This is a genomic window from Paraburkholderia sp. FW306-2-2C-D06C (assembly GCF_058781505.1).
The window spans coordinates 1-26,328 of record NZ_JBYSWU010000007.1 but is presented as its reverse complement, the minus strand read 5'-3'; the positions used below and the strand labels follow the sequence as shown (position 1 = coordinate 26,328).

General features: G+C 62.0%; 26 protein-coding genes and 3 pseudogenes. 16 read left to right on the top strand and 13 right to left on the bottom strand.

The features are described 5' to 3' along the window. Positions 1 to 26: 26 nt before the first annotated feature. Positions 27 to 488, top strand: a complete 462-nt coding sequence (locus tag AC3WLT_RS07185) for a (2Fe-2S)-binding protein (protein WP_492591207.1) — start codon at positions 27 to 29, stop codon at positions 486 to 488. A gap of 48 nt (positions 489 to 536) precedes the next feature. On the opposite strand, the gene AC3WLT_RS07180 is transcribed toward AC3WLT_RS07185, so the two are convergent. From AC3WLT_RS07180 to AC3WLT_RS07160, 5 genes are all read right to left on the bottom strand, one after another. Then, complete coding sequence (locus AC3WLT_RS07180; RefSeq protein WP_492591206.1) at positions 537 to 2,039, bottom strand: efflux transporter outer membrane subunit; 1,503 nt, start codon at positions 2,037 to 2,039, stop codon at positions 537 to 539. Continuing rightward, a complete protein-coding gene (locus AC3WLT_RS07175) occupies positions 2,036 to 3,049 on the bottom strand; it encodes an efflux RND transporter periplasmic adaptor subunit (protein WP_492591205.1) in 1,014 nt (337 codons plus the stop codon). The genes AC3WLT_RS07180 and AC3WLT_RS07175 overlap by 4 nt, the downstream gene beginning before the upstream one ends. Next, the gene (locus AC3WLT_RS07170) at positions 3,046 to 3,255 is read right to left on the bottom strand and encodes a DUF1656 domain-containing protein (RefSeq protein WP_492591204.1); all 210 of its coding nucleotides are present in this window, start codon (positions 3,253 to 3,255) and stop codon (positions 3,046 to 3,048) included. The genes AC3WLT_RS07175 and AC3WLT_RS07170 overlap by 4 nt, the downstream gene beginning before the upstream one ends. Positions 3,256 to 3,312: 57 nt before the next feature. Then, on the bottom strand, positions 3,313 to 5,415 hold the full coding sequence (locus AC3WLT_RS07165; protein WP_492591203.1) for an FUSC family protein: 2,103 nt from the start codon (positions 5,413 to 5,415) through the stop codon (positions 3,313 to 3,315). A 149-nt stretch (positions 5,416 to 5,564) separates the two neighbouring features. Next, positions 5,565 to 6,164 carry a histidine phosphatase family protein gene (locus tag AC3WLT_RS07160; RefSeq protein WP_492591202.1) on the bottom strand — a complete coding sequence of 200 codons (600 nt, stop codon included), beginning with the start codon at positions 6,162 to 6,164 and terminating at the stop codon, positions 5,565 to 5,567. 236 nt (positions 6,165 to 6,400) lie between these two features. Here AC3WLT_RS07160 and AC3WLT_RS07155 point away from each other — a divergent pair, with 236 nt between their 5' ends. From AC3WLT_RS07155 to AC3WLT_RS07130, 6 genes are all read left to right on the top strand, one after another. Further along, positions 6,401 to 6,622: a CbtB domain-containing protein gene (locus AC3WLT_RS07155; protein ID WP_492591201.1), complete on the top strand. Its 222-nt coding sequence runs from the start codon at positions 6,401 to 6,403 to the stop codon at positions 6,620 to 6,622. Between the two features lie 11 nt (positions 6,623 to 6,633). After that, positions 6,634 to 7,389: a CbtA family protein gene (locus AC3WLT_RS07150; protein ID WP_492591200.1), complete on the top strand. Its 756-nt coding sequence runs from the start codon at positions 6,634 to 6,636 to the stop codon at positions 7,387 to 7,389. 604 nt (positions 7,390 to 7,993) lie between these two features. Beyond that, positions 7,994 to 8,770: a CoA transferase subunit A gene (locus AC3WLT_RS07145; RefSeq protein WP_492591199.1), complete on the top strand. Its 777-nt coding sequence runs from the start codon at positions 7,994 to 7,996 to the stop codon at positions 8,768 to 8,770. Between the two features lie 40 nt (positions 8,771 to 8,810). Continuing rightward, positions 8,811 to 9,518, top strand: coding sequence for a 3-oxoacid CoA-transferase subunit B (locus AC3WLT_RS07140; RefSeq protein ID WP_492591198.1), 708 nt, complete (start codon positions 8,811 to 8,813; stop codon positions 9,516 to 9,518). After that, positions 9,515 to 10,153 carry a 2-hydroxychromene-2-carboxylate isomerase gene (locus tag AC3WLT_RS07135; protein WP_492591197.1) on the top strand — a complete coding sequence of 213 codons (639 nt, stop codon included), beginning with the start codon at positions 9,515 to 9,517 and terminating at the stop codon, positions 10,151 to 10,153. The genes AC3WLT_RS07140 and AC3WLT_RS07135 overlap by 4 nt, the downstream gene beginning before the upstream one ends. A gap of 37 nt (positions 10,154 to 10,190) precedes the next feature. Then, entirely contained in the window at positions 10,191 to 10,862 is a 672-nt protein-coding gene (locus AC3WLT_RS07130) for a Crp/Fnr family transcriptional regulator (protein WP_492591350.1), read from the top strand. Positions 10,863 to 10,980: 118 nt separating this feature from the next. On the opposite strand, the gene AC3WLT_RS07125 is transcribed toward AC3WLT_RS07130, so the two are convergent. Then, on the bottom strand, positions 10,981 to 11,853 hold the full coding sequence (locus tag AC3WLT_RS07125; RefSeq protein WP_492591196.1) for a LysR family transcriptional regulator: 873 nt from the start codon (positions 11,851 to 11,853) through the stop codon (positions 10,981 to 10,983). Positions 11,854 to 12,011: 158 nt separating this feature from the next. Here AC3WLT_RS07125 and AC3WLT_RS07120 point away from each other — a divergent pair, with 158 nt between their 5' ends. Then, positions 12,012 to 13,202, top strand: coding sequence for a multidrug effflux MFS transporter (locus AC3WLT_RS07120; protein WP_492591349.1), 1,191 nt, complete (start codon positions 12,012 to 12,014; stop codon positions 13,200 to 13,202). Between the two features lie 214 nt (positions 13,203 to 13,416). On the opposite strand, the gene AC3WLT_RS07115 is transcribed toward AC3WLT_RS07120, so the two are convergent. Beyond that, positions 13,417 to 13,896: an Lrp/AsnC family transcriptional regulator gene (locus AC3WLT_RS07115; RefSeq protein ID WP_492591195.1), complete on the bottom strand. Its 480-nt coding sequence runs from the start codon at positions 13,894 to 13,896 to the stop codon at positions 13,417 to 13,419. 120 nt (positions 13,897 to 14,016) lie between these two features. Between AC3WLT_RS07115 and AC3WLT_RS07110 the strand changes: the two genes are divergently transcribed. From AC3WLT_RS07110 to AC3WLT_RS07080, 7 genes and pseudogenes are all read left to right on the top strand, one after another. Beyond that, on the top strand, positions 14,017 to 14,586 hold the full coding sequence (locus AC3WLT_RS07110; protein ID WP_492591194.1) for an RBBP9/YdeN family alpha/beta hydrolase: 570 nt from the start codon (positions 14,017 to 14,019) through the stop codon (positions 14,584 to 14,586). Positions 14,587 to 14,654: 68 nt separating this feature from the next. Continuing rightward, the gene (locus AC3WLT_RS07105) at positions 14,655 to 15,083 is read left to right on the top strand and encodes a hypothetical protein (protein ID WP_492591193.1); all 429 of its coding nucleotides are present in this window, start codon (positions 14,655 to 14,657) and stop codon (positions 15,081 to 15,083) included. A 173-nt stretch (positions 15,084 to 15,256) separates the two neighbouring features. After that, a complete protein-coding gene (locus tag AC3WLT_RS07100) occupies positions 15,257 to 15,598 on the top strand; it encodes a hypothetical protein (protein ID WP_492591192.1) in 342 nt (113 codons plus the stop codon). Then, the gene (locus tag AC3WLT_RS07095; RefSeq protein ID WP_492591191.1) at positions 15,583 to 15,951 is read left to right on the top strand and encodes a hypothetical protein; all 369 of its coding nucleotides are present in this window, start codon (positions 15,583 to 15,585) and stop codon (positions 15,949 to 15,951) included. The genes AC3WLT_RS07100 and AC3WLT_RS07095 overlap by 16 nt, the downstream gene beginning before the upstream one ends. Positions 15,952 to 16,067: 116 nt before the next feature. Beyond that, positions 16,068 to 16,136, top strand: a pseudogene (locus AC3WLT_RS07090) (IS6 family transposase); the annotation flags it as partial. An 874-nt stretch (positions 16,137 to 17,010) separates the two neighbouring features. Then, a pseudogene (locus AC3WLT_RS07085) lies at positions 17,011 to 17,247 on the top strand (isocitrate/isopropylmalate family dehydrogenase); the annotation flags it as partial. A gap of 439 nt (positions 17,248 to 17,686) precedes the next feature. After that, the gene (locus AC3WLT_RS07080) at positions 17,687 to 18,529 is read left to right on the top strand and encodes an HTD2 family dehydratase (RefSeq protein ID WP_492591190.1); all 843 of its coding nucleotides are present in this window, start codon (positions 17,687 to 17,689) and stop codon (positions 18,527 to 18,529) included. A 31-nt stretch (positions 18,530 to 18,560) separates the two neighbouring features. Here AC3WLT_RS07080 and AC3WLT_RS07075 read toward each other — a convergent pair whose 3' ends face one another. The 3 genes from AC3WLT_RS07075 to AC3WLT_RS07065 are packed head-to-tail and all read right to left on the bottom strand — an operon-like array spanning position 18,561 to position 23,427. Continuing rightward, positions 18,561 to 19,976 (bottom strand): TolC family protein, encoded by a 1,416-nt coding sequence (locus tag AC3WLT_RS07075; protein ID WP_492591189.1) that lies wholly within the window; start codon positions 19,974 to 19,976, stop codon positions 18,561 to 18,563. After that, positions 19,973 to 22,150 (bottom strand): peptidase domain-containing ABC transporter, encoded by a 2,178-nt coding sequence (locus AC3WLT_RS07070; protein ID WP_492591188.1) that lies wholly within the window; start codon positions 22,148 to 22,150, stop codon positions 19,973 to 19,975. Before AC3WLT_RS07070 ends, AC3WLT_RS07075 begins: the two co-directional genes overlap by 4 nt. Before the next feature lie 14 nt (positions 22,151 to 22,164). Next, entirely contained in the window at positions 22,165 to 23,427 is a 1,263-nt protein-coding gene (locus AC3WLT_RS07065; protein ID WP_492591187.1) for an HlyD family secretion protein, read from the bottom strand. A gap of 14 nt (positions 23,428 to 23,441) precedes the next feature. Between AC3WLT_RS07065 and AC3WLT_RS07060 the strand changes: the two are divergent. Beyond that, a pseudogene (locus AC3WLT_RS07060) lies at positions 23,442 to 23,540 on the top strand (IS5/IS1182 family transposase); the annotation flags it as partial. 598 nt (positions 23,541 to 24,138) lie between these two features. Here the strand turns inward: AC3WLT_RS07060 and AC3WLT_RS07055 are convergent. From AC3WLT_RS07055 to AC3WLT_RS07045, 3 genes are all read right to left on the bottom strand, one after another. Next, on the bottom strand, positions 24,139 to 25,296 hold the full coding sequence (locus AC3WLT_RS07055; protein WP_492591186.1) for a JmjC domain-containing protein: 1,158 nt from the start codon (positions 25,294 to 25,296) through the stop codon (positions 24,139 to 24,141). A gap of 67 nt (positions 25,297 to 25,363) precedes the next feature. Beyond that, on the bottom strand, positions 25,364 to 25,609 hold the full coding sequence (locus AC3WLT_RS07050; protein WP_492591360.1) for a hypothetical protein: 246 nt from the start codon (positions 25,607 to 25,609) through the stop codon (positions 25,364 to 25,366). 526 nt (positions 25,610 to 26,135) lie between these two features. Beyond that, positions 26,136 to 26,328 (bottom strand): hypothetical protein (locus AC3WLT_RS07045; protein WP_492591185.1); only part of this gene is annotated, 193 nt, incomplete at its 5' end.

The window sequence follows — 26,328 nt, the reverse complement described above, 5'->3', positions numbered from 1 at the left end:
GTACTCGGAAAAACACGGAGAACAGCATGGGATCGCTGAACATCAACGGCCGGGCGGTGGCCGTGCAAGCCGAACCGGATATGCCGCTTCTGTGGGTGCTGCGCTGCGAACTCGGCATGACCGGTACGAAGTTCGGCTGCGGCGTGGGCATTTGCGGCGCGTGCACGATCCATCTGGACGGCAAGGCGTCCCTCGCCTGCCAGACGCCGATGTCGAGCTTGCACACGCAGAAGGTGACAACGATTGAAGGCGTGCAAGGCGCCGAGGCGCAGGCACTGAAGGCGGCGTGGCTCGATCTTGACGTGGTGCAGTGCGGCTATTGCCAAAGCGCGCAACTGATGGCGGCCTGTGCGCTCCTCAAGCAGAAGCCCGATCCCACCGACGCCGACATCGACGCGGCGATGTCGAACATCGTTTGCCGTTGCGGCACGTATCCGCGTGTGCGGGCCGCGATTCACCAGGCAGCGGCGAAACGGCGACCAGCCTAGGGCCGCCGCGCTAGCGCGGGCCGTCGTCAGAAGCGATCGAGGCGCCGATCAAGGCGTTTTGGTTTTGACGACTGCGGTTGGCACTGCCTTGGCGGGCGTTGCAGCAGCCGGCGCTGTCTGCGGATTGGTGTCCCAGCCGCCGCCGAGCGCGAGGAACAGATTGACCTGATCGATCGCCACCTGGCCTTCCGCCGCCGCCACCTGAGACTTCGTCGACGTCAGCGTGCGCGTTGCGTCGAGATCCGAGATGAACGACTCGCGTCCGGCGAGATACAGCCGGTGCGTTTCATCTGCCGACTGCGTGGCCGACTTCAGTGCGGCACGCAATGCATCGGCGCGGTTGTAGTCGGCGGCGTAGGTGGCGAGGCTGGTTTCGGTCTCGCGCAAAGCGGTCAGCACCACGCCGTCGAATTTCGCCAACGCCACATTGCTCGACGCTTGCGCTTCGCGCACGCGACCGCGCGCACCGTTCGTCGGGAAGGTCCAGCCGATCAGCGGACCGAAGCCCCAGCGCGCGGTCGGCGACGTGCCGAGGTCTTCGAGAACCCCCGTCAAACCGGCCGAGGCACCGATGCTCACCGTCGGATACAACGCGCCGGTCGCGACACCGATCCGCGCCGTCGAAGCCGCCAGTTGACGCTCGGCCTCGCGCACGTCCGGACGGCGCTTGAGCAGCGCGGCGCCGTCGCCGATCGGAATCGGTTGACGGATTGCCGGCAGCTTGTTGCAGGCCAGCACCGCCGGCGGCAAATCGGACGGTGCGCGTGCGAGCAGCGCGGCCAGCCGGTATTGCGCGATCTTACGGCGCGCCGTATAGCGCGGAATATCCGCGGCGAGGGTATCGACCTGCGTCTGGCCGCGCGTCACATCGGTCTGATTGCCGCGGCCCGCGTCACGCAGACGGCGCGATACAGCCACGCGCTGCTTTTGCAGCGCCAGCGACTGCTGCGCGATCCTGAGTTCCTCGGCCGCCGAACATTGTTCGACATAGGAGCGCACCACGTCCGCGACCACCGTGATTCGCGCGAGATCGCCGGCCGCCTGCACGGACTCGGTGTCCGCTTGCGCCGCCTCGACACCGCGCCGCAGCTTGCCGAACAGATCGATTTCGTACGAGATGCTGATGCCGATGTCGCCTTCATTGACGACCGGCAGTTTCTTCGTGAGCAGAAACTGCTCGGCCGATTCCTGCGCGCGCTCGATCGCCGCCGAAGACTTGCCGGAGAAACCGCCCTGCGCTTGCGCGACGCCCAACGCTTCGCGCGAGCGCGCCAGATTCGCCGCGGCCACCCGCAAGTCGGTGTTCGATTGCAGCGCTTCGTCGACGAGGCTGTTCAGCACCGGATCGTCATAAAGCTTCCACCACACGGCGGGCACATTCTGCCGCGACGTCAACGCGGAATCGGCGCCTTCGAGCGGCGCATTGGCGAGCGGCGCGTTGACCAGCGCCTGCTTCGGCAGCGAGTAATCGGGGCCGACATTAATGCAGCCGTTGAGCGCAACGGTCAAAGGCAACAGCGGCAATAAGGGCAGGGCGCGCGGCAGCTTCATTGCGAGGCGCCCGAGATGACAGCGGTGGACGCCGGCAGTGCGGCAGAGGCAGCCGGAACAGCGGGCGCAGACGAAGCCGCCGGGGCATCCACGGCGCCGGATGTGCGCGCCGTGTCGGAAATCCGGCGTGGCTTGCCGCCCGGCGACAGATCGCGCACCGACACCGTCGCGGTACGTCCGGCGATCATGCGGAAGTCGGCGGGAATTTCGTCGAGCGCGACGCGCACCGGAATCCGTTGTGCGAGCCGCACCCAGCTGAACGCCGGGTTCACGTTCGGCAGCAGGTTCGAGCCTTGCGTGCGGTCGCGGTCCTCGATCGCGGCGACGATGCTCTGCACATGACCGCGCAGCACGTTCGGCTCGCCCATCACCTTGATATCGACCTGCTGGCCGATGTCGATGCCGCGCAGCTTGGTTTCCTCGAAGTAGCCATCGACGCGGAACGAATGCATATCGACCACCGCCAGCACCGGCCGGCCCGCCGCGACGAACTCGCCGGTGCGCGGCGCGCGGTCGTTCAGATAACCGTCGACCGGACTCACGATGGTGGTGCGTTGCAGATTGAGCCGGGCCGTATCGATCGCGACGTTCGCATCGGCGAGCGCGGCTTCGGCCTGCTCGACGCGTGAACGGCTTTCTTCGGCGGCTTCCGCCGCGACCAGGTTGCCCAGCTTACGGTTGCGCGCATCTTCGCGGCGCGCCTGATCGAGTGTCGCGCGGCGTTGCTGCGCGGTGGCTTGGGCCTGACGCAACGCGAGCGTGTAACGCGCCTGGTCGATGACGAACAACACCTGGCCCTGCTTGACCTGCTGGTTGTCCGCTACGTCGACGGATGAAATCAGCCCCGAGATGTCCGGCGCGACCTGGATCACGTCGGCGCGCACGTGACCGTCGCGGGTCCACGGCGCGAACATGTAATAGCCGACCAGTTTCCACAGCACGAGGGCCGCGATCACGACGACGATCAGGGTCAGCAGAACTTGACCGACGGAGAACCAGGTTTTTTTCACGTTATTAGTCTGTGCGAAACGACGACGACAAGGCCCAGCACCAGCACGTAGATGCCGAGATCGAAGATGGAACGGTGCCAGACGAAGCGGTAAAAGCCGACGCGTGCGAGCGCCGTGCGGATGACCTGGTTGATCAGATAGGCGATCAACATCAGCACGAGCACGGCCGGCACGAACACGCCGAAGATGTCGATTTCACCGATCATCGCGAGGAGTGGGCAAAGGGTGAATGACGGAGCGGAACAGGTTGCTGGACGGGCGCATCAGGTGGCGGCCTCCGGTTCGGGCGGCGTGAGCGTGGTTAGCGTGGCCGGAAACAGCGATAGACGCAAGCCGACCAGCGCGTGCAGCGCGTCGCGCAACAGGCGTGCCGAAGTCTGCGAGGTCGCGCTCGGCGCGCCGGCATTGGCGAGCCCCTGGGCCGTGACGCGCGCCACGGCTGCGTCGATCGACGACATCAGGCTGGCGGGCACCGGTTGGCGCACGCGCTGATCGACGCAGGTTTCGAAGTGTTCGCGCACGCCGTCGAGCACGTGATCGATTGCGGCCGGCGCTTCGCCGCCGAGCTTGCGGGTCAGGCGGCGCAGGTCGAGCGCGTTGAAGGCGATGCGCAGATCGCGGAAGCTTTCGATCGACGGATGGCGATGGTCGTCGGTGGCGGCGAGGCGCGGGATCAATTGCATCAGACGGTCGAGCATGCGCGCGGCGAGATTGCGCGGATCGTCGATCGGCCGCGTGGAGGCGGTCAGCGCCACGTCGGCCCAGCTCGAACGCAACAGCCGCGCCGCCGCGAGTTCGGCGCCGAACGGACGCGTCACGCGGGTCCACAGGAATGCGTACAGCAGACCGGCCAGGCCCGCGAGGTTGCTGTTCATGAACACCAGGAAGTCGGCGTCGTAAGCATCCTGAATGCTGATGAAGGTGGCCGTGTTGACGGCGACCAGCATCGTGGCGAGATTGAATTGCGGGCGCGGAATCAGCGTGCCGACGAAGATGAACGGCGCGGCGAAGATGACCACCAGCATCGGAAAGTCATGCACGTGCGGCAGCACGGCGAACAGATAGAGGCCCGCGAACACCACGCTGGCCGCCGTCGACGTAAAGAACTTGAACACCATCGGTGCGGGTTCGTCGAGCGCGGCGAAGAAGCAGCATGCGATCGCTGCGAGCGTCACCGCGCCGGCGCCGTCCGCCCAGCCTGAACTAATCCACAAGCTGCACGCGAGGATGATCGCGCCGACGGCCGAGCCGGTCGAAAACAGCATGATGCCGCGGTCGAAGTAGCGCTCGGTGCCGCCCAGGCGCCAATGGCGAAAACGCGGCCGCCATGAACCTTCTTCGCGCGTGATGATGATGCGCAGCGTGCGGCAGTCCTGCCAGACATTGACCACCTGCTTCAGGCGCCACAACGCGCTCGACAGCAGCGCGCCGTCCCAGCTCGCCATTGCTGCCGGCGGCGGCTGCATCGCCGCGATCCGCGCTCGCAGCGCGTCGGCCACAGGGTCGGGGTGGTTACCCTTGCTGGCTGCGGGAAGCGGCGCATTGAACCACTTGATGACATCGGCGAGCAAGGCTTCAAGACCCTCGGGCCATGAATGCCGGCCGCTGTTGTAGAGCGCGATCAGCGGATCGGCCAGCGCCGACATGAGCGGCAGCAGCAATTGCATGCGTCCGCGCAGTTCGTGAGCGCGCGCCAGAATGTCCGGCCGCGTATGGTCGTAAGCGAGCTGGCTCAGCAGCAGTTCCAGCCCGTTGATGGTGGCCGCGAGACGCTGACGGGCCGCCGAAATCGCCGAGCCGGCAATGCGTCCCGACAGCGTTTCGGTCGCGTAGAACGCGGCGTCGCGAAACCACGCGTCGGTCCGCTCGATGATGGTGGGCGCGAGCCGGCTCGGAAACACCGCCCCGCCGACAATGCTCGCGCACACGATGCCAAGCGTGATCTCTTCAGTGCGGGTGATCGCCAGGTCGAACACGCCGCCCGGATTGGTCACCGAAGGCAAGGCGATCATCGGCAGGGTATAGCCCGCCAGCAGGAACACGTAGCTGCGCGCGGTGCGGTCGGAGATCGCCAGATACAGCAGCGTGCCCGTCCACAACGCGACCACGACGCTGAACAGATACGGCGATTCGACGAACGGCGGCACCACCAGAATCGCGCCCGCCGCGCCGATCGCGGTGCCGAGCGCGCGATAGAGCGCCTTCGATCGGGTCGCGCCGACAAACGGATTCGACACGATGTAGACCGTGGCCATCGCCCAGTACGGCCGCGGCAGTTCGAGCGCGAGACCGATGTAGAGCGCGAGCATGGCCGCGGCAAAGGTTTTGACCGAGAACAGCCAGTCGCGAATGGAGGGGTAGACCATAAAGCGTTACGCCGTATCCCTGGTATGGTGTGGCGCTGCGGAGTTTGCTCGGCCTTTGTTTAATGTGTGCTGACCGTGCGGCGTAAGGTGTCCAGGTTCGTCATGGGCGCCATTGTATTTCCAAAATATTCGTTAGCAAACTATTGAAATTACAGCCGCGCCGGCCACCACGCCCAGCCACGCTGCGAGCGGCGCAACTCGACCGCCGAAAGCGGTGCGACCTCGATGCGTGGAAACACTGCGGGCGACGCACCGAGCGCATGAACGACCGCGGCGCGGATCACCGTCGCATGCGTGACGCCGACGACATGACGCGCATCGTTTTGCGTTTTGTTTTGCGCGCTTTTTAGTGTGTTGCTCAGCGCGTCGAGCCATGCTCCGATCCGTTTCACGAGCTGACTGAACGACTCGCCGCCATGCGTGGCCGCGTCAGGATCGCGTGTCCATGCGGCGAGCTCTTGCGGCGCCGCGACGGCGAGATCCGCGAGGCGCCGGCCATGCCATTGTGCGTAGCCGATATCGTCCAGATCGCGCGCGACCGTTGCCGCGAGCCCTAACGCCGATGCTGTTTCGCGTGCGCAAAGGGCCGGGCTGACGAAGGCCGTTGTGTCGCGCGCGATCGACAGACGCTCACGCGCGGCGGTGGCTTCGGCGAGGCCGCGTTCGTCGAGTGGATCGTCGGCGGGGAAGCGGGCTGCGCGCATGGCCGCGGTCGACGCGTGGCTGATCAGTAACAGCCGGATGTCCATTCGGTTCCTTTCGATAGAGGCCGCGCCAAAGCCGGCCGCTGCGTGCAGGCTTTGCTTGGCCGAAGGGCAAAGTTTAGCGCGTAGAATACGGGACTGCGAAGCGCGGAAGCCGGTGAGAGCCCGACGCGGTCGCGCCACTGTAATCGGTGATTCACGAGCCGAAAGCCAGACCTGAGCTTCGCATCATTCCTCTTCAATCGACTATCGGGGCGCGTTACCCCCAGGAGATGTCCATCATGACCGATGCTGTTTTCGATCCGGCCACTCAGCCCGCCATTCAACCCACGCCGATACCGCTGCGTGAATTGCTGCCTTGGGCCGTGTTTGGCGGCTTGCTGCTGTTGCTCGCGCTTTATTTCGTCGGTGCGGAACAGGGCGCCACGTCGCTGATTCCTGGCATGTATGTGCATGAGTTCGTGCACGACGGCCGCCATCTGCTTGGCTTTCCCTGCCACTAACGGAGTCGAACATGGTTGGTAAGTTGCTGGTACGCGGGATGCTTGCAGGCATCGCCGCGGGACTGCTCACGTTCGGCTTCGCCAGATTCGTCGGCGAGCCGCAGGTCGAGCAGGCGATTTCGCTGGAGGACAAGGCGGAAGCGGCGAGCGGCGACGCACACGAACACGAACACGGCGAGTTGGTGAGTCGCGACACGCAAGCGGGCTTGGGCTTGCTGACCGGCGTGGTGACGTATGGCGCTGCATTCGGCGGATTGTTCTCGCTCGTGTTTGCTTATGCGTATGGCCGCGCTGGCGCGTTGAGTGCGCGCGCGTTGTCTGCATGGCTTGCGCTTGGCGCGTTCATTGCATTGGTGATCGTGCCGAACATCAAGTACCCGGCGAATCCGCCTTCGGTGGGCGACCCGGAAACGATCGGGACTCGAACGGGCTTGTTCTTCCTGATGATTGCCATTTCGCTGACCGCGATGGTGTTTTCGCTGAAGGTGCGGCGGCGCGCAGTGATGAAACTGGGCGCGTGGAATGGGTCGATTGTGGCGGGCGTGGTGTTTATCGTGATTATCGGCGCGGTGCAATTGTCGATGCCGACGGTCAACGAAGTACCGGTTGGTTTTCCGGCCATGCTGTTGTGGAAGTTTCGCGTCGCGGCGATTGGCATGCAGGTGATCATGTGGACGACGATCGGCTTGCTGTTCGGCGCGATGGTGGAGCGGAGCCGCTTGCTGGACGCGGCGGGCCGCGTGGCGAAGAAGTCGGCGTACCTTTGATGCGGGAGGCGCGGCCCCAGAGGCGGCCGCGCCGGCGCGCAGCGCGCAAGAGTTTATCTACATCAAGCACTTGGCGCGGTTGTGTGGATGTTATCCACAGGCTTGCGAACATTTTCTGTGGACAAGTCCACGGGTGATGGGGCAACGCCGCAGGGCACGCAGACAAAGGCGCCACGAAGGCGCCCTTACGCACGGGGCCTGGTTTCAGATCACGCCGAACTGATTGGACTCAATGGCCAGGCGTGGGGGCAGCTGTGTTGGCAGCTCCCACGTGCAGCGCGAAAGAACGCAACGGTATCAAGCACTTGTCGCGATTGTCAGGATGTTATCCACAGGCTTGCGAACAATTTCTGTGGACAAATGGGGGGATGTAATTCGACGCGCCGAGCACGGCGACGAACAGCTCGGCGTCGCGGATTTCGCCGGTCCTCCCGTCGATGACGGCTATCCTGTCGCCGGAGTAGTCGACGAACAGCTTCTCGCCAGGCGCGTGACGGTCCCCGCCGACACATCGCTGCATTCGTCGCCAAATGTCATCCACACGACAACTTCTGCCCGCACTTGCTCCTACACTGCCGCTACGACAACAACCAGGGAGACGATCGTGCGATACGCCAACAAGGTGGTATCGATCGACGAGGCACTTTCACACGTGCGATCCGGCACGCGACTGATGCTCGGTGAGTTCGTCGGCGCGGGCGAGGCCGCACGGTGCATCGAGGCCTTGCTCTGCAGCGGTGTGAACGAACTGACGTTGATCGCCAACACGCCCGGCCTGCGCGGCGGCTTCCTCAAGGCGAAGCTGTTCGCGTCGGGTCAACTGACCGAGTTCATCGGCACGCACGTCGGCACGACGGAGGAGTCGACGCATGCATACCTGACCGATGCGGTGCGGGTGACGGAGTTCTTCCCCATGGGCACGTGGGCCGAGAAGGTACGTGCCGGCGCGCTGGGGCTCGGCGGGGCGCTGGTGCCGGTAGGTATCGGCATCCTCGACCAGCCGGGGATGTTTCCCGCGCGCGATGCGCTCAAGCAGAAAATCACGATCGACGGCCGCGAGTTTTTCGTCGAGCCGCCACTGCGCGCGGATGTGTCGATCATCAAGGGCTGGCGGGCCGACACGTTCGGCAACGTGGAGTTTCGCGGCACTTCATTGCAGAACCAGCGCGACATCGCGATGGCGGGCCGTTACACGATCGTCGAAGTGAATGAGATCGTCGAGGTCGGGACGATCCCGCCAGAGCGGGTGGGTTGTCCCGGTGTCTTCGTCGACGCGGTGGTACAAGGGCTAACGCTCGAAGCGCAGCATGCGCTTTACAGACAGCATTGGACCAGGCTCGGACGGTTGCCCGACGCTATCGCCGTCGAAGCTCGTGCATAAAGCGCGCCCAGTCCCTGTCAAAGCCATAGAGGAGACCGTCATGCCGTCACAAGCCTTTCCCCAAAACCCTAAACAGCGCATTGCCGCACGCTGCGCGCAGGAATTGCGCGCGGGGGAAGTCGTCAACCTGGGTCTCGGCATTCCCACGCTGACGGCCAACTATCTGGATGCCGACGCCGGCGTGATCTTCCATACCGAAAACGGCGCGTTCGGCTTCGGCGGCCGACCACCTCTCGACGCCATCGACAGCGACGTCACCAACGCCGGCTGCGAGCCCATCACACTGCCGCCCGGCGCGGCCATCATGGACCTCGCCACGTCGCTTGGCGCAATGCGCAACGGCTATATCGACGTGACCATTCTCGGCGCGCTGGAGGTCGATGCACTCGGCAACCTCGCCAACTGGGCCTGTCAGCGCGGCGGAAAGTGGTGGCCGGGAATCGGCGGGGCAATGGACCTGTGCTACGGCACACCCAAAGTGATCGCAGCGCTTATGCATACCGACAAGCACGGCCGCTCGAAGATATTGCCGCGTTGCACGCTGCCACTCACCGGGCGTGGCTGTGTGAAGGTGATCGTTACCGAGCACGCCGTCTTCGATGTGACCAGCGAAGGTCTCGTTTTGCGCGAAATTCTTTCGCATGTGACACTCGCCGACATACGCGCCGTGACCGAGGCGCCGTTCACGGTGGCGCCCTCCTTACAGGGGCAGGTGACCCGAACGAAGACAGGAGGAAACGCGCAATGAGTGCCGCCAGAACCGCAGCGTGGTTCTTCGATTTCGTTTCGCCCTTCGCGTATCTGCAACTGGAGCAGTTTGAGCGGCTGCCGTCCACGCTGACCGTCGAGCTGCGCCCGGTTGTGCTGGGCGCGCTCTTGAAGCACTGGGGGCAAAAGGGGCCGGCTGAGATCCCGGCCAAGCGAATCTTCACCTATCGCTACGCACAATTTCGCGCAGAGCAGCTCGACATCCCGTACCGCATGCCGTCCGCGCATCCGTTCAACCCGATCAAGCCCCTCCGGCTCGCGATTGCGATGGGCGGCTCGCAGGACGCGGTGCGGCGCATCTTCCGCCATATCTGGCGCGACGGGCACGAGGTCGCGTCTCCCGAGGGGTTCGCCGCGCTGTGCGAGGCAGTGGGCTTTCCACAAGGCTTGACCGCCGTCGAGGAGCCTTCTGTGAAGGAGGCGCTGCGCGCGCACACCGACCAGGCGATTGCGCTCGGCGTGTTCGGCGTGCCGACTTTCGCGTTGGATGGGGAGCTGTTCTGGGGCGAGGACGCCACGGCTCTGTTCGCTCGGTGCCTCGAATCCGGCGCCTGGCTGACTTCGGCTGAGGTGCGACGCATCAGCGCGCTGCCGGTGGGAATCCAGCGTGGCTGAGAATCGCGGCGCCTACGTCGAGCCGGCACGACCCGGGATCAGCCGCGCACGACTGGCGCACATCGCTTCGTGGTCGATCGACCTGCCCGACGACGAAGCGGACTACGCGTGTGCCGGCATTGTTGAGAAGACCTTTGCGCGCGGCGTCTGCATCTGCCCCAAGAACACCGTGCTTGAAAGCTGGACCGGCGTGGTGACTGGGCTGATCAAGATCGGCACGGTGTCGCCCGAAGGACGCAGCGTCACCTTCACCGGCGTGCCGGCGGGCGGCTGGTTCGGCGAGGGAACCGTACTGAAGAACGAGCCGCGCCGATACGACATCGTGGCCTTGCGCGACACGCGCATGGCCTTCATGGAGCGGGCCACGTTCATGTGGCTCGTCGAGAACAGCGTGGCCTTCAACCGTTTTCTGGTGCGCCAGCTTAACGAGCGGCTCTCGCATTTCATGGCGCTGCTGGAGTATGACCGCCTCCTCGACGCCACGCCCCGGCTCGCGCGTTGCATCGCGTCGCTGTTCAACCCAGTGCTCTATCCCGGCGGCGGCGACCACCTGGACATCACGCAGGAAGAACTGGGCCTGCTGTCCGGCATCACGCGACAGGTTGCCAACCAGGCACTCAAGACGCTACAGAAGGACGGCATCGTGCGGCTGGAATATGGCGGCATAACCGTGGTGGACTTGGAGCGGCTGCGCAACTACGGCACATGAGGGCGTTGATAATCATGTAGATGTTGCTCAACGCCAGTGCGGTGAAGGCGCACTATCTGAATGCCCCCCAGAAACTGCTGCGAGCAGGCTGCTGGCGTTCGCCGAACTCTCTTATGGCTCATCCGTGCTCAAACACGGAAATCAGGGCATCGACGACCACACGCACCCGGGCGGTACGCGCGAGGTCCTCGTGCAATACAAGCCATGCTTCATACGCTGCCGCACGTTTGCGCTGCGGCCAGATCCGCACAAGTCCGGGATCGCGCTGCGCCAGGTAGGACGGCAATTCGCCGACGGCCAGCCCTGCGCGAATGAAGGTCGCCAGCATCAGACTTGAATCCAGCTCTGCAACGATACGACCTTGCGTCGTCGGCTCGCCCGCGAGCGTACTCTCCTGATTCTCCGTCACCCCGGTCTGATAGACCGCCAGGTCGTGGCCCGCAAAGGCCATCCCCGGTTGCGGCTCACCGCGGACCTCGAGATAGCGCCGGGTCGCATAGAGACCCACGTCCCACTCCCCCAGTTTCCGCACGATCAACTCTGCGTGCGTCGGACGTACGGTGCGGATAGCGATGTCCGCTTCGCGTCGCGCAAGGTCCAGGACGCGAGTCGTCGTGGTGAGAATGACGCTGACATCCGGATGACTGCCGCGCAGTCTCTCGATCGCGGGAATCACGAAATCCACAGCCAGCGCGTCGGTTGTCGTCACGCGGACTTCGCCGGAAACACGCTCGTCGGCCCGCTCGGTGCGACGCTCGAAGGACACGGCGAGGCGCTCCATCGGCTCAGCCACTTGCCGGGCCTCCTCACCGCTTTCAGTGAGCACATAGCCGGCGTTGGAGCGCAGGAACAGCCTGGCGGAAAGACGAGATTCGAGCGCGGCGAGTCGCCGCCCCACCGTGGTCTGGTCGACGCCTAGCGCGTGTGCGGCCCCTCGCAGCGTGCCAGCGCGGTAGATCGCCAGAAATACCCGGATGTCGTCCCAGTTCATTGCGCTCCCTGAAATGCAAATTTGCAGCCATGAGCTGCATTGTTATGCATTTTCACATCCATGTCGCCTCGCTAACATGCGTTCGCCGTGCCCGTTCGTCTCAGTCGAAGTAATTTCCAGCGCCATTGGATGGCGTTGGCGCCCTGGAGTCCTTTCTCATGCCACGAGTTACCCTCATTCTGATCGTCGCGATGCTGAGCGCCTTCGGCCTGATCGCATCCGACGTTTACCTGCCCGCGATGCCGGCAATGGCAGGCGAGTTCGGGATCGCTGACTGGCAGATGCCGCAGACTGTCTCCGCCTATCTGATCGTGCTGGCGGTCGCGCAACTCTTCTACGGCCCGCTCTCCGATCGCCGGGGCCGCAAGCCGGTACTGATCGGCGGCATTCTTCTCTACATCGCCGGCTCGATCGGTTGCGCCGTTACCAATGGCTTCATATCCTTTCTCGCCTGGCGCATGCTGGAAGCCCTCGGCGCTGCCGCCGGGCTGGTCATTGGACGTGCGATCATCGCCGACACCTGTGACAAACGAGCCTCGGCGAAGGTGTACAGCGTGGTCTATCCGCTTGTTTCACTGTCGCCTGCGCTTGCGCCGGCCATCGGCGGCTACCTCGCGGCAGGGTTCGGCTGGCGCGCGGATTTCCTCTTCGTGGCGGTCTTTGGAGCCACCGCGCTGCTGCTGGTACTGTCGCTGCTGAAGGAAACCCGCCCCGAAACGCAGAGCGCCGGCCATTCCTTTGCTGGATTCAGTCACGTGCTGCGGGACTGCGTCTTTCTTCGCTACACGCTGGTGGTCTGCGCGACCTACTGTGCCTGGTTTGTCTACCTGACCCAGTCGCCCTTTCTGTTCGAGCGTCTCGGCTTGCCGGAAACGGTCAGCGGTTGGCTCTATCTCCCGCTGACCTGCGGCATCATCATGGCGAACCTGGTCTCGAAACGGCTGCTCGATCGCTGGTCGTACGACAGCATTGTCGTTGGCGGGGTAAGCTTTTTCATGCTCGGCGGCGTCGCCTTTGTGCTGGTGACGAGCTTGCACGTTCCCGGCGCTGCGGCCATTGTGTTGCCCATGCTCCTTGTCAGTCTGTCCAACGGTTCATCGTTGTCGCTGGCTGTTTCGGGCGCAATTTCGAGTGAGCACGGACACGCAGCCACCGCCTCCGGTCTCGTCGGCTTCTTTCAGATCGGTAGCGCATCGCTCGCCTCAATGGGAATCAGCGCCGTGTTTGGCACCGGGAATGCCGTGCTGTCAGCATCCATTCTCGTTTTCTCCCTGGTTGCCGCCGCCGCGATTGTGCCGCAGTGGCTGACCGCACGGAGAGGGCTGCCCCATCGACAAACGATTTCATAGCGGCCATGGCAAGCGATGAGGCAGTGACTGGTCGTGAGCAGCCGCTCCGTGGAGAGCGGTAAGACGGAGACGCGTCGTGAAAGACGACTCCGTGCAGCACGGTGTGGCTCGCTGTTGCCTGCGGCTTTGCGGTTGCAAACCTCTACTACAACCAGTCAATGTTGCCTCTGATCGGCGCCAGTTTCGGGCGTGATGCCAGCGACCACAGAAAGGGCTATTGCTGGTGGAGTCGCCGAAGCAACTCGCGTCCGATGGATTTCGGCGTTTCGCTTCGCAACACCAGAGACGTCGTGACGGAGCCGAAGCGCGCGATTGAATCGACGATCGTCTCGAGTTCCGCGGGAGACGGTACGAGCACCTTCAGCAGAAAACAATCCTCGCCGGTCAGGCGCAATACCTCCAGAACATGCGGCATCTCCGAAAAGCATTTCAGGCATGGGCCAATGTGCTCGTGCGTGGTGCGCAGGCGAATCACCGCCATCAGATTGAGACCCAGCACGGACGGATCGATTCGCGCCGAGTAGCCGACGAGAACTCCCCGTTCCTCGAGCCGCTTGACGCGCTCCGAAGTCGCCGGTTGCGACAGGCCAATCATGCGGCCAAGCTCGGACATCGAAATTCGCCCGTCTTTCTGCATGACTTCGATGATCAACACGTCTGTCTGATCCAAAGGAAATCGCACTCTATCGTTCATCGTCCACCGCACTTTTAAAGTATCGACAAATACCCGGTTATACCGATAGTTTGCCATGTCAATTCATGAGCGGATCGGCGATGATCGTCTGCGTGTTTTCTAACTATCATCGGATGATTCATGACCTCAGAGATCATTGTCCTGCCCGGGATCGGCGGGTCGGGCAAAAGCCATTGGCAAACTCATTGGCAAACGCAAGACCCGGCGATGCGCCGCTTCCAGCCCTCCAGTTGGGACCAGCCGGACCTGGAAGACTGGATTGCCTCGCTCGACAGCGCCATCTCGGAAACGGACGAACCGCCCCTGTTAATCGCTCACAGCCTTGCTTGCCTGCTGGTTGCGCACTGGGCGGCGAGGACTGCGATACCGGTGCGCGGAGCATTCCTGGTGAGCGTCCCCGACCCTCGATCCGCCGTCTTCCCGGCCGAGGCCGCGGCGTTTGCCGACCCGCCGGAGGCAGCCTTGCCTTTCCCATCGCTCATCGTCGCCAGCGAAAACGATCCGTATGGAAGTCTCGAATACGCCAGGCGGCGCACCCAGCAATGGAATAGCACGCTGGTGGTTGCAGGCGCACTTGGCCATATCAACGGGGGTAGCGGAGCAGGTAACTGGCCTCAGGGCGCGGCGCTTTTCGAAGCCTTCCGGGCGGGGACCAGAAACCAGGTACCTAATGTGGTTCTGGCGCAGTAACGCGTTGAGGTAAAAATTTGGCAGACGGAAATTGATGAAGGCCCGATGCCCGACGCGACAAGACTGCTGTGCGCCGCTACTTCGAGAAAGCCTTCGACGCAGCAAACTCGTCGCGAGGCCGGCAAGCCGACAATGCGTATGCGAAGGCAGCATCGCCCGGTTATTGGCGCACGGCCGCGCGGCTCATCAGCCGCGCGCTCGACGACGAAGACCGGGAATCGGCGCGACCGATCGCGGCCTGGCTGCTGAACCGCCACGTTCCGGCCGGCTATAACAAGCTCGCCGACGTGCTGGAGGCCGTGTCCGGCTACGATGGCGAAACGCCCGGCGAACAGACTAGCGCGATAGTCGTTTCGCTGCGCTGGCGTGCTGCGCACGTGGGCGATCTGGTCGCACAGGTGCAGATGGACGCGGTCATTGACGAGCTGCGCAAGCCGGAGGTCATCGCGTCGTTGCGAGCCTGCGCGAAACAGCAGAATCCGGAGTTTGAGCCATGAACAGTTGCAGTTACGGTCGCGTCGCGCTGCACCGGATCGGCGGGCTTGGGTTGACGGCATGCCTGCTAATGGCCGCACCGGGATTCGCCGCTAGTGACCGGACGCTTGTGACGCAATGCGATCAGCCGCTCGCGCAACGACTCGCTGAAGCGGCCGTCACTGCGCCGTCGTCGGTGCAAAACGACGGCTCGCTGTATGGCATGCCGCGATGGAATGCAGCGACAGAAAAGCGCTATTTCGGCGTGCGCTTTCCCGGCTTGCTATCGTGTGCATACACCGTGAGTGCTATTTTTCAGGCTGCGTGCCATCCGATCGGCAGACTCGCGTCCGTGTCGGCGGTCGATGCCGCGCTGTCGAACTGGCGGAAGATCACGCTCGAGCGCGACCTGAAACCCGGTGATGTCGTGTTGGCACACCGATTCCGAAAGGATCAGCGCTGCTCCCTGGCAAGACAGTCTACGATGATGGTTTCGTCGACAATGACGATTGGAATATTGATGTGTCTGGCGATATGATCATTGGCCCGCTTCAACTGCCACTAACCAGTCCAAGGTTACTGCTGAACAAACAGCACAAACTGCTCGGCGTTGGCGATGCAACGCTGGCCCGTGAAACCCGCGTCGGACCGATAACCTACTCCGCTGGAGCAGCAGTCAAGTCTGCCGGACATGGCCTGCGCGAAAAATGGCCAAACACATGGATCTTCAGTCCGCATGGCAGCGCTGCGCACTATGCTGGGCATGCGGATATACCCGAAGGCACGTCAGTACTCCAGGCAGCGAGTGGCAATGTTGCCGCCATTCTGCCAAATCAGGCGGTGGGAGTCGTGTTATTCGAGTCGATCGTCAGCGAGGTTAAGACTCGCTAATATAGGCGAGCAGCTCACGGAAGTCGCACCTGCAGGCCTTCTCAGGTAGGGTTGAAAGCTCGCGCGCACTGGTCGCGGCATTGTGAGGTTCCGGGGTCGGTCGCGTAGATGGCATGATGAAGAAGTCGAAATCGCTTTATCACAGCCACCGTTTCCCCGCAGGCGTGGTCAGTTGCGCGGTGCGGACTGCCTCTGGGCTATTCTATTCGCTGCCGATGTAAGCAATCCTTCTCATTCTGTGCTTTGTTCGTCCTTCCATCTGCGCCTCATGACGTATTTGCCAAATCCCACTGAGCGGCAATTCACCTCTGTGAGACCGGCTCCAGATAGCAGCTAGACGCCGCGTTTTGTTGATTCGTTCGCAGTGCATTCACCATACAGGGAAATTTCGGTTGCCACTGCTTCGCGCAGCGCCGTCCAGCCTACCGGTATCGGTATGAACACGCTGTTATTGTTGTCCGATGAGACGCATAGCCTGATATGACTAACATTGCCGTCCATGTCGTATTGGACCCGAAGTATTCTCGTTGCCGATGCTGGACGCCAATTCACCTTCCGCAGAAAGTACGAGCGACCGTCTCCTCGCTCAAGCGGATCGATGACCAGATCGAAATTGGAGGTTAAGAACGAGTGGAGGTCGTCGCTTGTCATCTCGTTACCGCAGGATTCATATTCTCGGATAGTTCGAAACCGTTCATTATGGCAGAAGGTTGAACGAGCGAAGGCGGCCGAACTCCGTCCAATGCCGAACTTGCGTAGTCGACTCTCAACAGACCTTTAGATTTACCGAAGGCAGTCGTTCATAGCGCAGTTAAGAGCATGTTGCCGCATAGCGTCTAACCGTGTCCCACTTGAATTATCTAAACGAGCGCATTGCCCGGGCGAGGATGCTCGCGCTTGAAAGCCCTCAGCACTCTTCAGGTATCAGGTTCGATCACGGTAGCATTTAAACCAGCATGAGCAGTCGTCTTGTCACAGTTTAAAAGTGGGTAAACAATGCCTTCTTGACCCGCCAGAGGCGAGTTCATTTTAGATACCAACAGATCCAACGCAGTCTGTCATTTCCCCGGTGCGGAAGAAGGCTTCGACACCATGCGCTACTCGCGTCCCGAGGTCGAGCGCATCGCCCATGTCGCCTTCCAGGCCGCGCGCAAGCGCAACAAGCGTCTCACCAGTGTCGACAAGGCCAATGTGCTTGAAACCTCTCAGTTCTGGAGGGACATCGTGACCGAAGTCGGCAAGGAATACCCAGACGTGGAGCTTGACCACATGTACGTCGACAATGCGGCGATGCAATTCCGCTGCCATGATGTTGCGTTTCTCTCGCGCAGCCATATCCGTTCGATTCTTCTTCGACATCGAACCAGTCGATCGCGTCCACGCGCTGCGTCAGCGAACCGATGCCGGCATCATGCTCAGCCGGACGTTCCAGTTCCAAAGGTTCCAATTCCAGCTCGAGCGAACGCGCGCACTTCGCAACAATATTCATCAGCATTCTCCGTCAGGCGATCATCGAGCGATGATGGAGTGTAAGCACGCGTCCGATCCGGCGCACTCCGACTCTTGCTCTCCCATTCGCCGCGCTCCGCGAGCATCGCCGCCACGTCCGCCCGCCGCGCGGGCGTTTTAAGCACAGACAAACGCCCGGTTCGCAAATGCAAACTTCGCGAAACGCATCGTCAGGTTCATAGTAAGGTCCTATCAAACCCAATCAGCGTATTCGGAGACTTCGCATATGTCTGCCTCCCCCGAGAAACTCGAAGACTGGCTCAGCAAGGAGGCGGTGACCGAGGACGACATCACGGCCTTTCCGCTGGCGGCAATGGCCGCCACGCTCGATCGGACAGACAACGGCGATACGGTGCCGCCGTTGTGGCACTGGCTGTATTTTCTGCCGACGGCGCCCTTGTCCGAGGTCGGGCCGGACGGCCATCCCAGGCGCGGCGGCTTCCTGCCGCCTGTGCCGCTGCCGCGGCGCATGTGGGCCGGCGGCCGGCTGACCTTCCACGCGCCGCTCAAAGTCGGCGAGCGCGCCAAACGCACCTCCACCATCGCCGATATCGAAGACAAGACCGGTCGTTCGGGCCGTCTCGTGTTCGTTACCGTGCAGCACGCGATCGAGGCAAACGGCGAACTGAAGCTGGAAGAGGAGCACGACATCGTCTATCGCGACGCGCCGCAAGAGGGCGCTCGCCCGCCGCATCCGGCGCTCGCGCCGGAAGGCGAAACTTGGCGGCGCACCATCGACGCCGACGCGGTGATGCTGTTCCGCTACTCCGCGCTGACCTTCAACGGCCACCGAATTCACTATGACTACCCGTACGTCACGCAGGTGGAAGGCTATCCGGGGCTGATCGTTCACGGCCCGCTGATTGCAACCTTGCTGGTCGATCTGGTGCGCCGCGAGCGGCCCGATGCGACGCTGCAGAGTTTTGCGTTCAAGGCAGTGCGGCCGACCTTCGCCGGGCAGCCTTTTACGGTGTGCGGCAAACCCTCCGCCGACGGCAAGACCATCGACCTGTGGGCCAAGGATCACGAAGGCTATCTGACGATGAGCGCTACGGCCATGCTGGCGTGAGCGGTAAGAGATTCGACTCTGCGAACCGTGGTCAATCCTCTTTCCATAGCCCTAACTTTCCCAGGCTGGCCGCAAGACTGAGCCGGGCAGTCCGCCATTTCGACACGGCCAACACGCGCTGCTTCTGCGCGTCGGCGAGTGCCGTCTGCGCATTCAGCAGCTCGATGAACGTCCCCACGCCCTCCTTGTAGCGTCCGCGCGCGATGTCGAGCGAGCGCTGTGCGTCGTCAAGCAGGTCTTTTGAGATTGTTAAATTGATCGCATCAGCCTTCAGCTCCTGATAACTCCTCCAGACGTCGAGCGACACCTGCAGCTCGGTGTTACGCAGCTCCGCCTCCTGCGCGTCGGCCTGCGACTGCGCCTGGGCGATGCGATAGCCGGATGCGAAGCCCTCGAACAGTGGGATCGTCACCTGAATGCCGATCCTGCTGCTACGGCTTCTGGAAATCGGGAACGACTCGGCCTGCTGCTGGTAGGACGGGTTGTTCTGCGTGAAGCTGCCAACCGCTGAGATCGTCGGCCGGCCCTGCGCGCGGGTCGCGTCGACGTTCACGCGGGCTGCCGCGAGTTTTGGCTGGCGCACTTTTGCCTCGTCGATCAGTGCGTCGACGCCAGCAGAGATGGCTTGGTCGTCCGACACCGGTTCCGCTGTGAGGATCCGCACTGGCGCGTTCGCGTCGCGCCCCATCGAGACCGCGAGCACACCGGCCGCCGTGTGCGCATCGCCCTCGGCGCTGACGCGGTCGAGCACTGCACGGCGGTATGTCGTCTGCGCCTGCAACTGGTCGCTTAGCGTGCCGGCCCCGGCATCATGCTTCGCGCGCGCAGCGGCGAGGCTCTCGTGGGCGACGCTTTCCGTCTGGCGTGCCGCGTCGACGGACGCCAGTGCGTCGCGCACGGCGTAATAGGCCTGCGCCGTGTTGAAGAACACCGCCTGCAGCGCGTCGTCCTGCGCGACATTGGCGGCGGCGAGCAGCTCGCGCGCCTGCCGCAGACCGGCGCTGCGCTTGCCGAAGTCGAACAGCACCCAGCTGAGGTTCAACACCCCGTACTGGGTGGACGAACTTTGAGATCGGCTCTGTGACCCGAGGCCGATCGCGCTGTAGTCGTAGGATGTCGACCGCGTGTCGCGATTGATGCCCGCCGTAGCGTTCAGCGCCGGTAGATACGCGGCCTTGGCGACGCCGACGGCAGCCGCCTGCGCGCGCGCGTTCGCCCACGCTTGCCGTACCTGTGGATGTGAGCAGATCGCCTGGAGAATCGCGTCTTCCAACTCAAGTGGACGTTCGACGGGCTGGGGTACACACGATGCATTGCTGAGCAACGGCGAGGCAGGCGTGGCCGACGCGCCATCGTGCGTTCGAAACACGTCGAATGACTGGGCTTTGATGGGTGGCACAAACGCGAACGTTGCGACGGACACGGTGAGTAGTAAGCGACGTTTCATTGAGAAAGCCGCTCCTCGGATGAGTGCGTACGGGCGTTCGTGGACTGTTCGGGTATCAACGCTGGACGATCGAGGACTACCTTGCCGCCGTCCAGCATCACGACACGCGACGCGGACGCGATCGTCTCGGGGCGGTGCGCGATGATGACGCGCGTTATCCGTAGCGCGCCGACGGCTGCATTGACCTGCTGCTCGCGCTGCAGATCGAGGTGGCTCGTCGCTTCGTCGAGCACCAGGATCTTCGGCCGCTTGTAGAGTGCGCGCGCGAGCAGAACGCGTTGCTTCTGGCCACCCGACAGCACGGTTCCCATGTCACCGACGAACGTGTTGTAGCCCATCGGCATTGCCGCGATGTCGTCATGCACCGCGGCAAGTCGCGCGCATTCGGCAATCCATTGCGGATTGGAGTCGGGATCGAAGAAGCTGATGTTGTTGGCGATCGAACCTGCGAACAGCACGTCGTCCTGCATCACGGTGCCGATGAGCGCACGCAGCCGGTCGAGTCCGAGTCGGCCGAACTCGATGCCACCGATCCGGATTACGCCGCTCGTCGGTTCGAGTGCGCCGAGCAGCACGTTGACGAGCGTGGTCTTACCGCAGCCGGACGGCCCGACGATCGCGACCGATTCGCCCGCTTCGATCTTTAATGACACGCCATCGAGCACAGCCGGCTCGCCGTCGGCGTAGCGAAAACCGAGCACCTCCATTTCGATGCTGGCAGAAAGCTCGTTCATCTCACTGGGGACGTGCCGCAGGCTCGTGTCGGGTTCGGGCTGAGCAAACACGATGTCGGCGAGACGTTCGCCTTGCAACTGCAGCATCTTGACCTCGAAATACTTGTCGATCAGACTGCCGACGCGGCTGTCGAACTGGCCCTTGTACGCGTTGAACGCTATTAGCACACCCACCGTGAACTGGCCGTCCATCACCATCCGCGCGCCGAGCCAAACGATCAGCAGCCCTTCGACGCCGAACAGCAGGCCGTTCAACTGCTGGTACAGAAGCTGAAGCTTCTGCACGTGCAAACTGGCGTTGACCTGCTCGACAAGCAACGTGAGCCAGCTCGCGCGGCGCTCGGCCTGCCGATTGAACAGCTTGATCGTCTTCACGCCGCGCACCGTCTCGAGAAAATGGCTCTGCTGCTTCGCCGCGTGGACGATCTGCTCCTCGGTGGCGCGACGCAGCGGCTGGTACCAGAGCCAGCGCAGCAGCCCGTACAGCACCATCGCGCCGAGTGCGACGCAGCCGAGGATGCGGCTGTAGATGAACATCATCACGAGCGTGACGATCGTCATCAGGCCGTCGATTACGGCGCTCAGGAACGACGTCGTGAGCGTCTGCTGGATAGCGTCGATCGAGCCGAAACGGGACACGACATCGCCCAGATGCCTACGCTCGAAATACCGGACGGGCAGGCCGAGCAGGTGTGTGAACACGTTCGCGCGCCATTGCACGTTGAGCGTCGTGCCAAAGTACATCAGCGCCCACGTGCGAATTGCGTTCGTCGCCTGCTGCATGATCAGCAGCAGGCCGAAGCCGAGTGCAAGCACGGTGAGTAGATCGCGGTCGGCACTGACGATTACCTCGTCGATCACCCATTGCAGGAAAAACGGGGCAACGAGCGAGAACACTTCGAGCGCGAGTGCAAGGAGCAGAATCTGGCCGAGCGAGCGCGACAACCCGGAAACGGGACCCAGCAGCTCGCGCAGTTTGACGGCAGGCGCCGCTGTGCGCGGCTGGAAGCCACTCGTCGGCCAGAGTTCGAGCGCGACACCGGTAAATGAGCGCGAGATATCTTCGAGTGACAGCTTGCGCACGCCCTGCGCAGGATCGTGGATCAGCGCGCTCTTGCCGCTGACCTCCTTCAACACGACGAAGTGATTGAAGTTCCAATGCAGAATGCACGGTAGGCGCAACTGATCGAGCTGGTCGAGATCGAGTCTCAATGCACGGGTGCCGAGATCGAGCCGTTGCGCAATCTCGATCACCTGATTGAGTCCTGTGCCTTTGAGTGAGACGGGGAACCTGCCACGCAGCGTCGACAGATCGACGTGATGACCGTAATGGCCGGCGATCATCGCGAGGCACGCGAGGCCACATTCGGTCGCTTCGGTTTGCAGAATCAGCGGCAGCTTGCAGCCGACGCCGAATGAAAGTCGGTCGAGGAATGACATGTGCGAGTGCCGCGTCAGAGTTTGCCGGTGAGGCTGTACAGTGGTTCGAGCACCCATTCGTACAGGCGGCGGTGTTCCTGCAGAATGTCGGCCTGCAACGCCATGCTTGCCTGCAGTGGCTCCTGCTTGCCGTAGGCGGTGACGTGCTGCGACTGCAGCGCGACGGTGATACGGTAGAACGCGCCTTCGCCGCCTTGCAAACCGGTGGGCGCGCCGCTTGTCGCGAGCTCGGCCGCAGAAAGCGCGGTGCGAGCGATCGACACCACGGTCGCAGGGTACTGACCGAACTTCTGATAGGGAAACGCCTGGTAGCGGATCCGAACGGGATCGCCGACATGCACGAAACCGACGGCCGCGCTCGGCACGAACAGATGCGCCTGCCAGCGGGCATTGTCCGGCACGATGCTCGCGAGCGGGCGCGACGCGTCAGCGGTTTGACCGACTTCCGCAATCACTGCCGTCGCAACACCTGATCCGGGCGCGACAACTACGATCTGCCGCCTCGCCTCCCTCTCGATCAGGTTCTGGTTGACTTCGATCACGTGACGATCAATCTGCGCGAGTTGATTATGATGTTTGAGTTCAAGGCCGGAAAATTCGCTGTTCGCCTCCGCGAGGAGTTGCACGGTACTCGAGCGCTCGCGCTCAAGTCCGTTCAGCTTCGATTGCTGATCAAGCAAATCGGCCTCGCGCTGCTGTGCCTGATCCATCGAGATGTAGTCTTGTGCCAGCAGTCTCCGGTAACGTTTCGCGCCGTCAGCGGCGATGGACGTGCGCAGGCGCTGAGCAGCAAGCTGTTCGTCGATGCGACCGAGCGTGGCGCGTAGGCTGGCGATCCTGGTCCGTAGCGTATCGCGCTCGTCGCGCTGCAAAAGCCTCGTTTTGCCCATCTCCTGCTGCAGCGACGCCTTGCTTTGGCGCGCCTGCGCGATAAGCGCAGCTTGGGTCAGGCCTTCGGCTGAGCTCTGCAAATCGGTCGAAACCGTGTAGAGCGCCTGACCGCGCGTCACGCGCTGGCCTTCGACGACGTCCCGCTCGATCACGATGCCGGGTTGTTGAGCATAGACCTTGACGATCCCGGAATCGGGCATGACCACGCCGTCGACCGTAGTGCGACGAGTGTAGGTGCCGAAGACGAAGAACAGGATAACGGACACAGCAATACACAAAACGGCAACCGTTAGGAGTGTAAAAGACACGGGGCGTACAAGCACGATCTCACCGAGCGTGCATATACGGTGCGCCTGCTGTGCCTCAGGGCGAAATAGAGGGGCCATCAAATATGTGTAAGCGGGAGGTCGGATCCCAGGGCGCCGAGCTGGCCGTTCGCGTGGACGTACTCAACCGCATGGCGGTGCTCGCCCGCCCGCAGTCCGTCCACATTGCTTGAATTCATGATCACTGCGAGACCTCGACCTTCACATGTGATTTATGCAATAACGCCGTTACGGGCGGAAGAAATGTCTGAGTCGAGGCCTCGCTCGGCGTTGGCTGCGTCGACGAGGGTAGTCGCATGCGCTGTGCCTGTGAGCCCAAGGGACAGGAGGGCGAGTAGGAATGGTCGGGGCCATTGCCGGATTGCTTAGGCAGATGCCTGTGGGGGCCGTGGTTTTTTATTCAACTGATCGTAGATTGCCGGCTTGAGAATAAGGGAGTTAAATATTGATGTCAAAAGGGAGCCAGAAAGCGTTGAAAGCATTGGAATCAATCCCATCATTCCAATAAAAACTAAATGGTTCTCGCTCGGGACGAGACCTAACTTGATGAATAGGGAAACAAAAAAAATAAAGGGTGCGAAGAGTGAAGCAACAAAGCAATATCCGGAATACTTTCTGATTCGCGGAATGGAAAATTGCCTTGCGATTTCCACCATGGACTCGATTTCGCTCCGTGAAAGACCTTTTAGCTCGGGAATGAGCCATGTGAGCACAAACATAAATTGGATTTTCATGGCTATTGGAATATGGATTCAGGTATGCAAAGCGCCGTCAGTGACGGACCAATTCCAGGATGTCTTGCCCGCAGAGATCGCTGACGAGTTGGCGCAGCTTTTGCGTATCCAGCTCGGGAAGGCGGGCCGTCACGTTAGCCAAGGTGATCCCAGGGGACTCCACAATGCAGTGAATGAGCCGTTGGCTTTGCTCGCTCAGGTTGAGTTTTGTACCGTTGGCGAGGACGTAACCGTCGGGTAAGCCATTGTGACACGCATCTGTCGCCAAGCGCAGGCCGGTATGCTCATCAACGCTGCCGGCAGCCGCATTTCCGAACATCTCGATGGCCAATGGAGATTCGACACGCGTGGCACAAACGAACGTATCCATGAAGCGGATGTAGTTTTCCCGGTCGTTTAGAAGGGCACCAACATGCATGGCGATGTCGGCGATGGTGTCCTCATCGTGTTCCCAGTCGCGCAGCGATTTTCTTGCGGGTAGAAAGTCAGGCATCTGGTTCAGCGCCCAACTGAGATAGTCGATCATATAGGCAGGAAACGTGCCGAGCGCCAGGTGAAAGCTTCCCTCGCCCAGCGGCAGCGGATTGTGCCACCAGCCGCGGGGGACGTAGAGAACGTCCCCCTCCTCGAGAACAACGTCCAGATAGGGCTCGGTCGGGCAAGGGTACAGGTGTTCGTAATCCCGGCTCTGCTGCGAGTACAGTGGTAGCTCCAACGTCGGCTCGTACAAGATCCAGCGTTTGCGGCCGATCAATTGGATCGCGAAGACATCGCGGGTATCCCAATGGCAGCGGAACGAATCCTTGGTGCCGAATGCCGCATATGCGCTGCTGACCACCCGTCTGCCTGTGTAATCCGCGATACGTTTCGAGAAGGCGTGAACCTTGGGCTCGTTGCTGATCTTGTTCGCAATCAACGTCGCGCCTTTTTTCAGGAAATCGTAAATGGCAGGCTTGATCAGCCGGTGCCGCAAGGTTCCGACATCAAGATAGCTTTCGACGTACTCATTTTTGGGCCGGATGCCGTCGCAGGAAAGCTTGAAATCTTTGGACGCAACGTCGCTTCTTTCAAAAATCTCATTGACGTCTCGCCACGAGAAAACTCCGGTGGAGGCGGCAGCCTTCATCAGGAGTGGTTGCTGTTCCTGGTACTGCTCAATGAAGTCAGAGGACGAAACACTGAATCGAATACTCATAGAATTCGCTGTCGAGCTTGGCGTCGCCAGTGGCGGGCCAAGCTCCTTTCGGTTAAGGGCTAGAGGATTAGTGGTAGTCGCAGCCGGAGTAGTCGGTGCCGGCTTGGTCATCTCGTCCGAATGTGCCGCCGCTCGAGGCAAGACCAACGCTCACGGCGGCGCCCATACCGAAACCAACTACGCCACCGGGCAAGCCACCAATTGCCGCTCCCGCAATCAATCCCATCCATCCGGAAGCAACAGCCATAGCAATATCGCCAGACATGGTGGCTCCGGAAACAAGCTCCAATTCATTAATAGTCAGTTCCCTCATGGGATTGTTCTCCGCTGGTAATTTTGGGATTACATCTCGCTCAGTAAACCTAACAAACAGCTTTCATCATATCACGTGATCTTTAGTATTTGAAGCAAGCTTGCTGTGCTGGCGCGTGCAATCGAGTTGCTCCAGCGAAATTGGCAGTCGGAGGTCATTTGTTCGGGTTGCTGATCGTGCCTCGCGGAGGCGGCCAAACAGCCACGCTGTTCGAAAGAGATTGACCTCGTCGAGTTGCTCATGACTGCGAGATTCGGAGAAGCAGGTTTGAGCCCGCTCAGAGAGCCCATGCTGGTTGCCGGGAGTGTTGTCGGTGTGACGTTGCTCAGGGCCGACAGGCGCGGTCGTGCCGATGACCGCCAATGGATCTGATCGAGTGCGCGGCGTCGCCGCACGAAACGGTGCCCTCCGCCACATTGGCGGCTGCCGCGCTAGCCCGCAAAACAGAATCTGCTTCGAATTTACCGGGATTGACCGTTCGTAGGAGACGCCAGGAAAAGCGCACTTCTGGAAGGTCGTGCCCGTATCACTTCAGGGTGCCTGTCTGATACGCGTGGGCAATCCATGTCATGAGCAAAATGAGCACAAGCGATGCAATTAGCGCCAAGGCTACGTTTTTCAAACGGCCTTTCTCCGTTGATGGCCTCTTTTGAATTTTGAGTGGGTAGGTTTGGCGGGTCAAGGACGGGCGTAAGCCCGGCGTAGCGAATCCTTGAGGC

Coding starts and splice junctions, on each gene's coding strand:
- AC3WLT_RS07185 (WP_492591207.1), top strand. CDS start 27: ATGGGATCGCTGAACATCAACGGCCGGGCGGTGGCCGTGCAAGCCGAA.
- AC3WLT_RS07180 (WP_492591206.1), bottom strand. CDS start 2,039: ATGAAGCTGCCGCGCGCCCTGCCCTTATTGCCGCTGTTGCCTTTGACC.
- AC3WLT_RS07170 (WP_492591204.1), bottom strand. CDS start 3,255: ATGATCGGTGAAATCGACATCTTCGGCGTGTTCGTGCCGGCCGTGCTC.
- AC3WLT_RS07165 (WP_492591203.1), bottom strand. CDS start 5,415: ATGGTCTACCCCTCCATTCGCGACTGGCTGTTCTCGGTCAAAACCTTT.
- AC3WLT_RS07160 (WP_492591202.1), bottom strand. CDS start 6,164: ATGGACATCCGGCTGTTACTGATCAGCCACGCGTCGACCGCGGCCATG.
- AC3WLT_RS07155 (WP_492591201.1), top strand. CDS start 6,401: ATGACCGATGCTGTTTTCGATCCGGCCACTCAGCCCGCCATTCAACCC.
- AC3WLT_RS07150 (WP_492591200.1), top strand. CDS start 6,634: ATGGTTGGTAAGTTGCTGGTACGCGGGATGCTTGCAGGCATCGCCGCG.
- AC3WLT_RS07140 (WP_492591198.1), top strand. CDS start 8,811: ATGCCGTCACAAGCCTTTCCCCAAAACCCTAAACAGCGCATTGCCGCA.
- AC3WLT_RS07135 (WP_492591197.1), top strand. CDS start 9,515: ATGAGTGCCGCCAGAACCGCAGCGTGGTTCTTCGATTTCGTTTCGCCC.
- AC3WLT_RS07125 (WP_492591196.1), bottom strand. CDS start 11,853: ATGAACTGGGACGACATCCGGGTATTTCTGGCGATCTACCGCGCTGGC.
- AC3WLT_RS07120 (WP_492591349.1), top strand. CDS start 12,012: ATGCCACGAGTTACCCTCATTCTGATCGTCGCGATGCTGAGCGCCTTC.
- AC3WLT_RS07115 (WP_492591195.1), bottom strand. CDS start 13,896: ATGAACGATAGAGTGCGATTTCCTTTGGATCAGACAGACGTGTTGATC.
- AC3WLT_RS07110 (WP_492591194.1), top strand. CDS start 14,017: ATGACCTCAGAGATCATTGTCCTGCCCGGGATCGGCGGGTCGGGCAAA.
- AC3WLT_RS07080 (WP_492591190.1), top strand. CDS start 17,687: ATGTCTGCCTCCCCCGAGAAACTCGAAGACTGGCTCAGCAAGGAGGCG.
- AC3WLT_RS07075 (WP_492591189.1), bottom strand. CDS start 19,976: ATGAAACGTCGCTTACTACTCACCGTGTCCGTCGCAACGTTCGCGTTT.
- AC3WLT_RS07070 (WP_492591188.1), bottom strand. CDS start 22,150: ATGTCATTCCTCGACCGACTTTCATTCGGCGTCGGCTGCAAGCTGCCG.
- AC3WLT_RS07065 (WP_492591187.1), bottom strand. CDS start 23,427: ATGGCCCCTCTATTTCGCCCTGAGGCACAGCAGGCGCACCGTATATGC.
- AC3WLT_RS07055 (WP_492591186.1), bottom strand. CDS start 25,296: ATGAGTATTCGATTCAGTGTTTCGTCCTCTGACTTCATTGAGCAGTAC.
- AC3WLT_RS07050 (WP_492591360.1), bottom strand. CDS start 25,609: ATGAGGGAACTGACTATTAATGAATTGGAGCTTGTTTCCGGAGCCACC.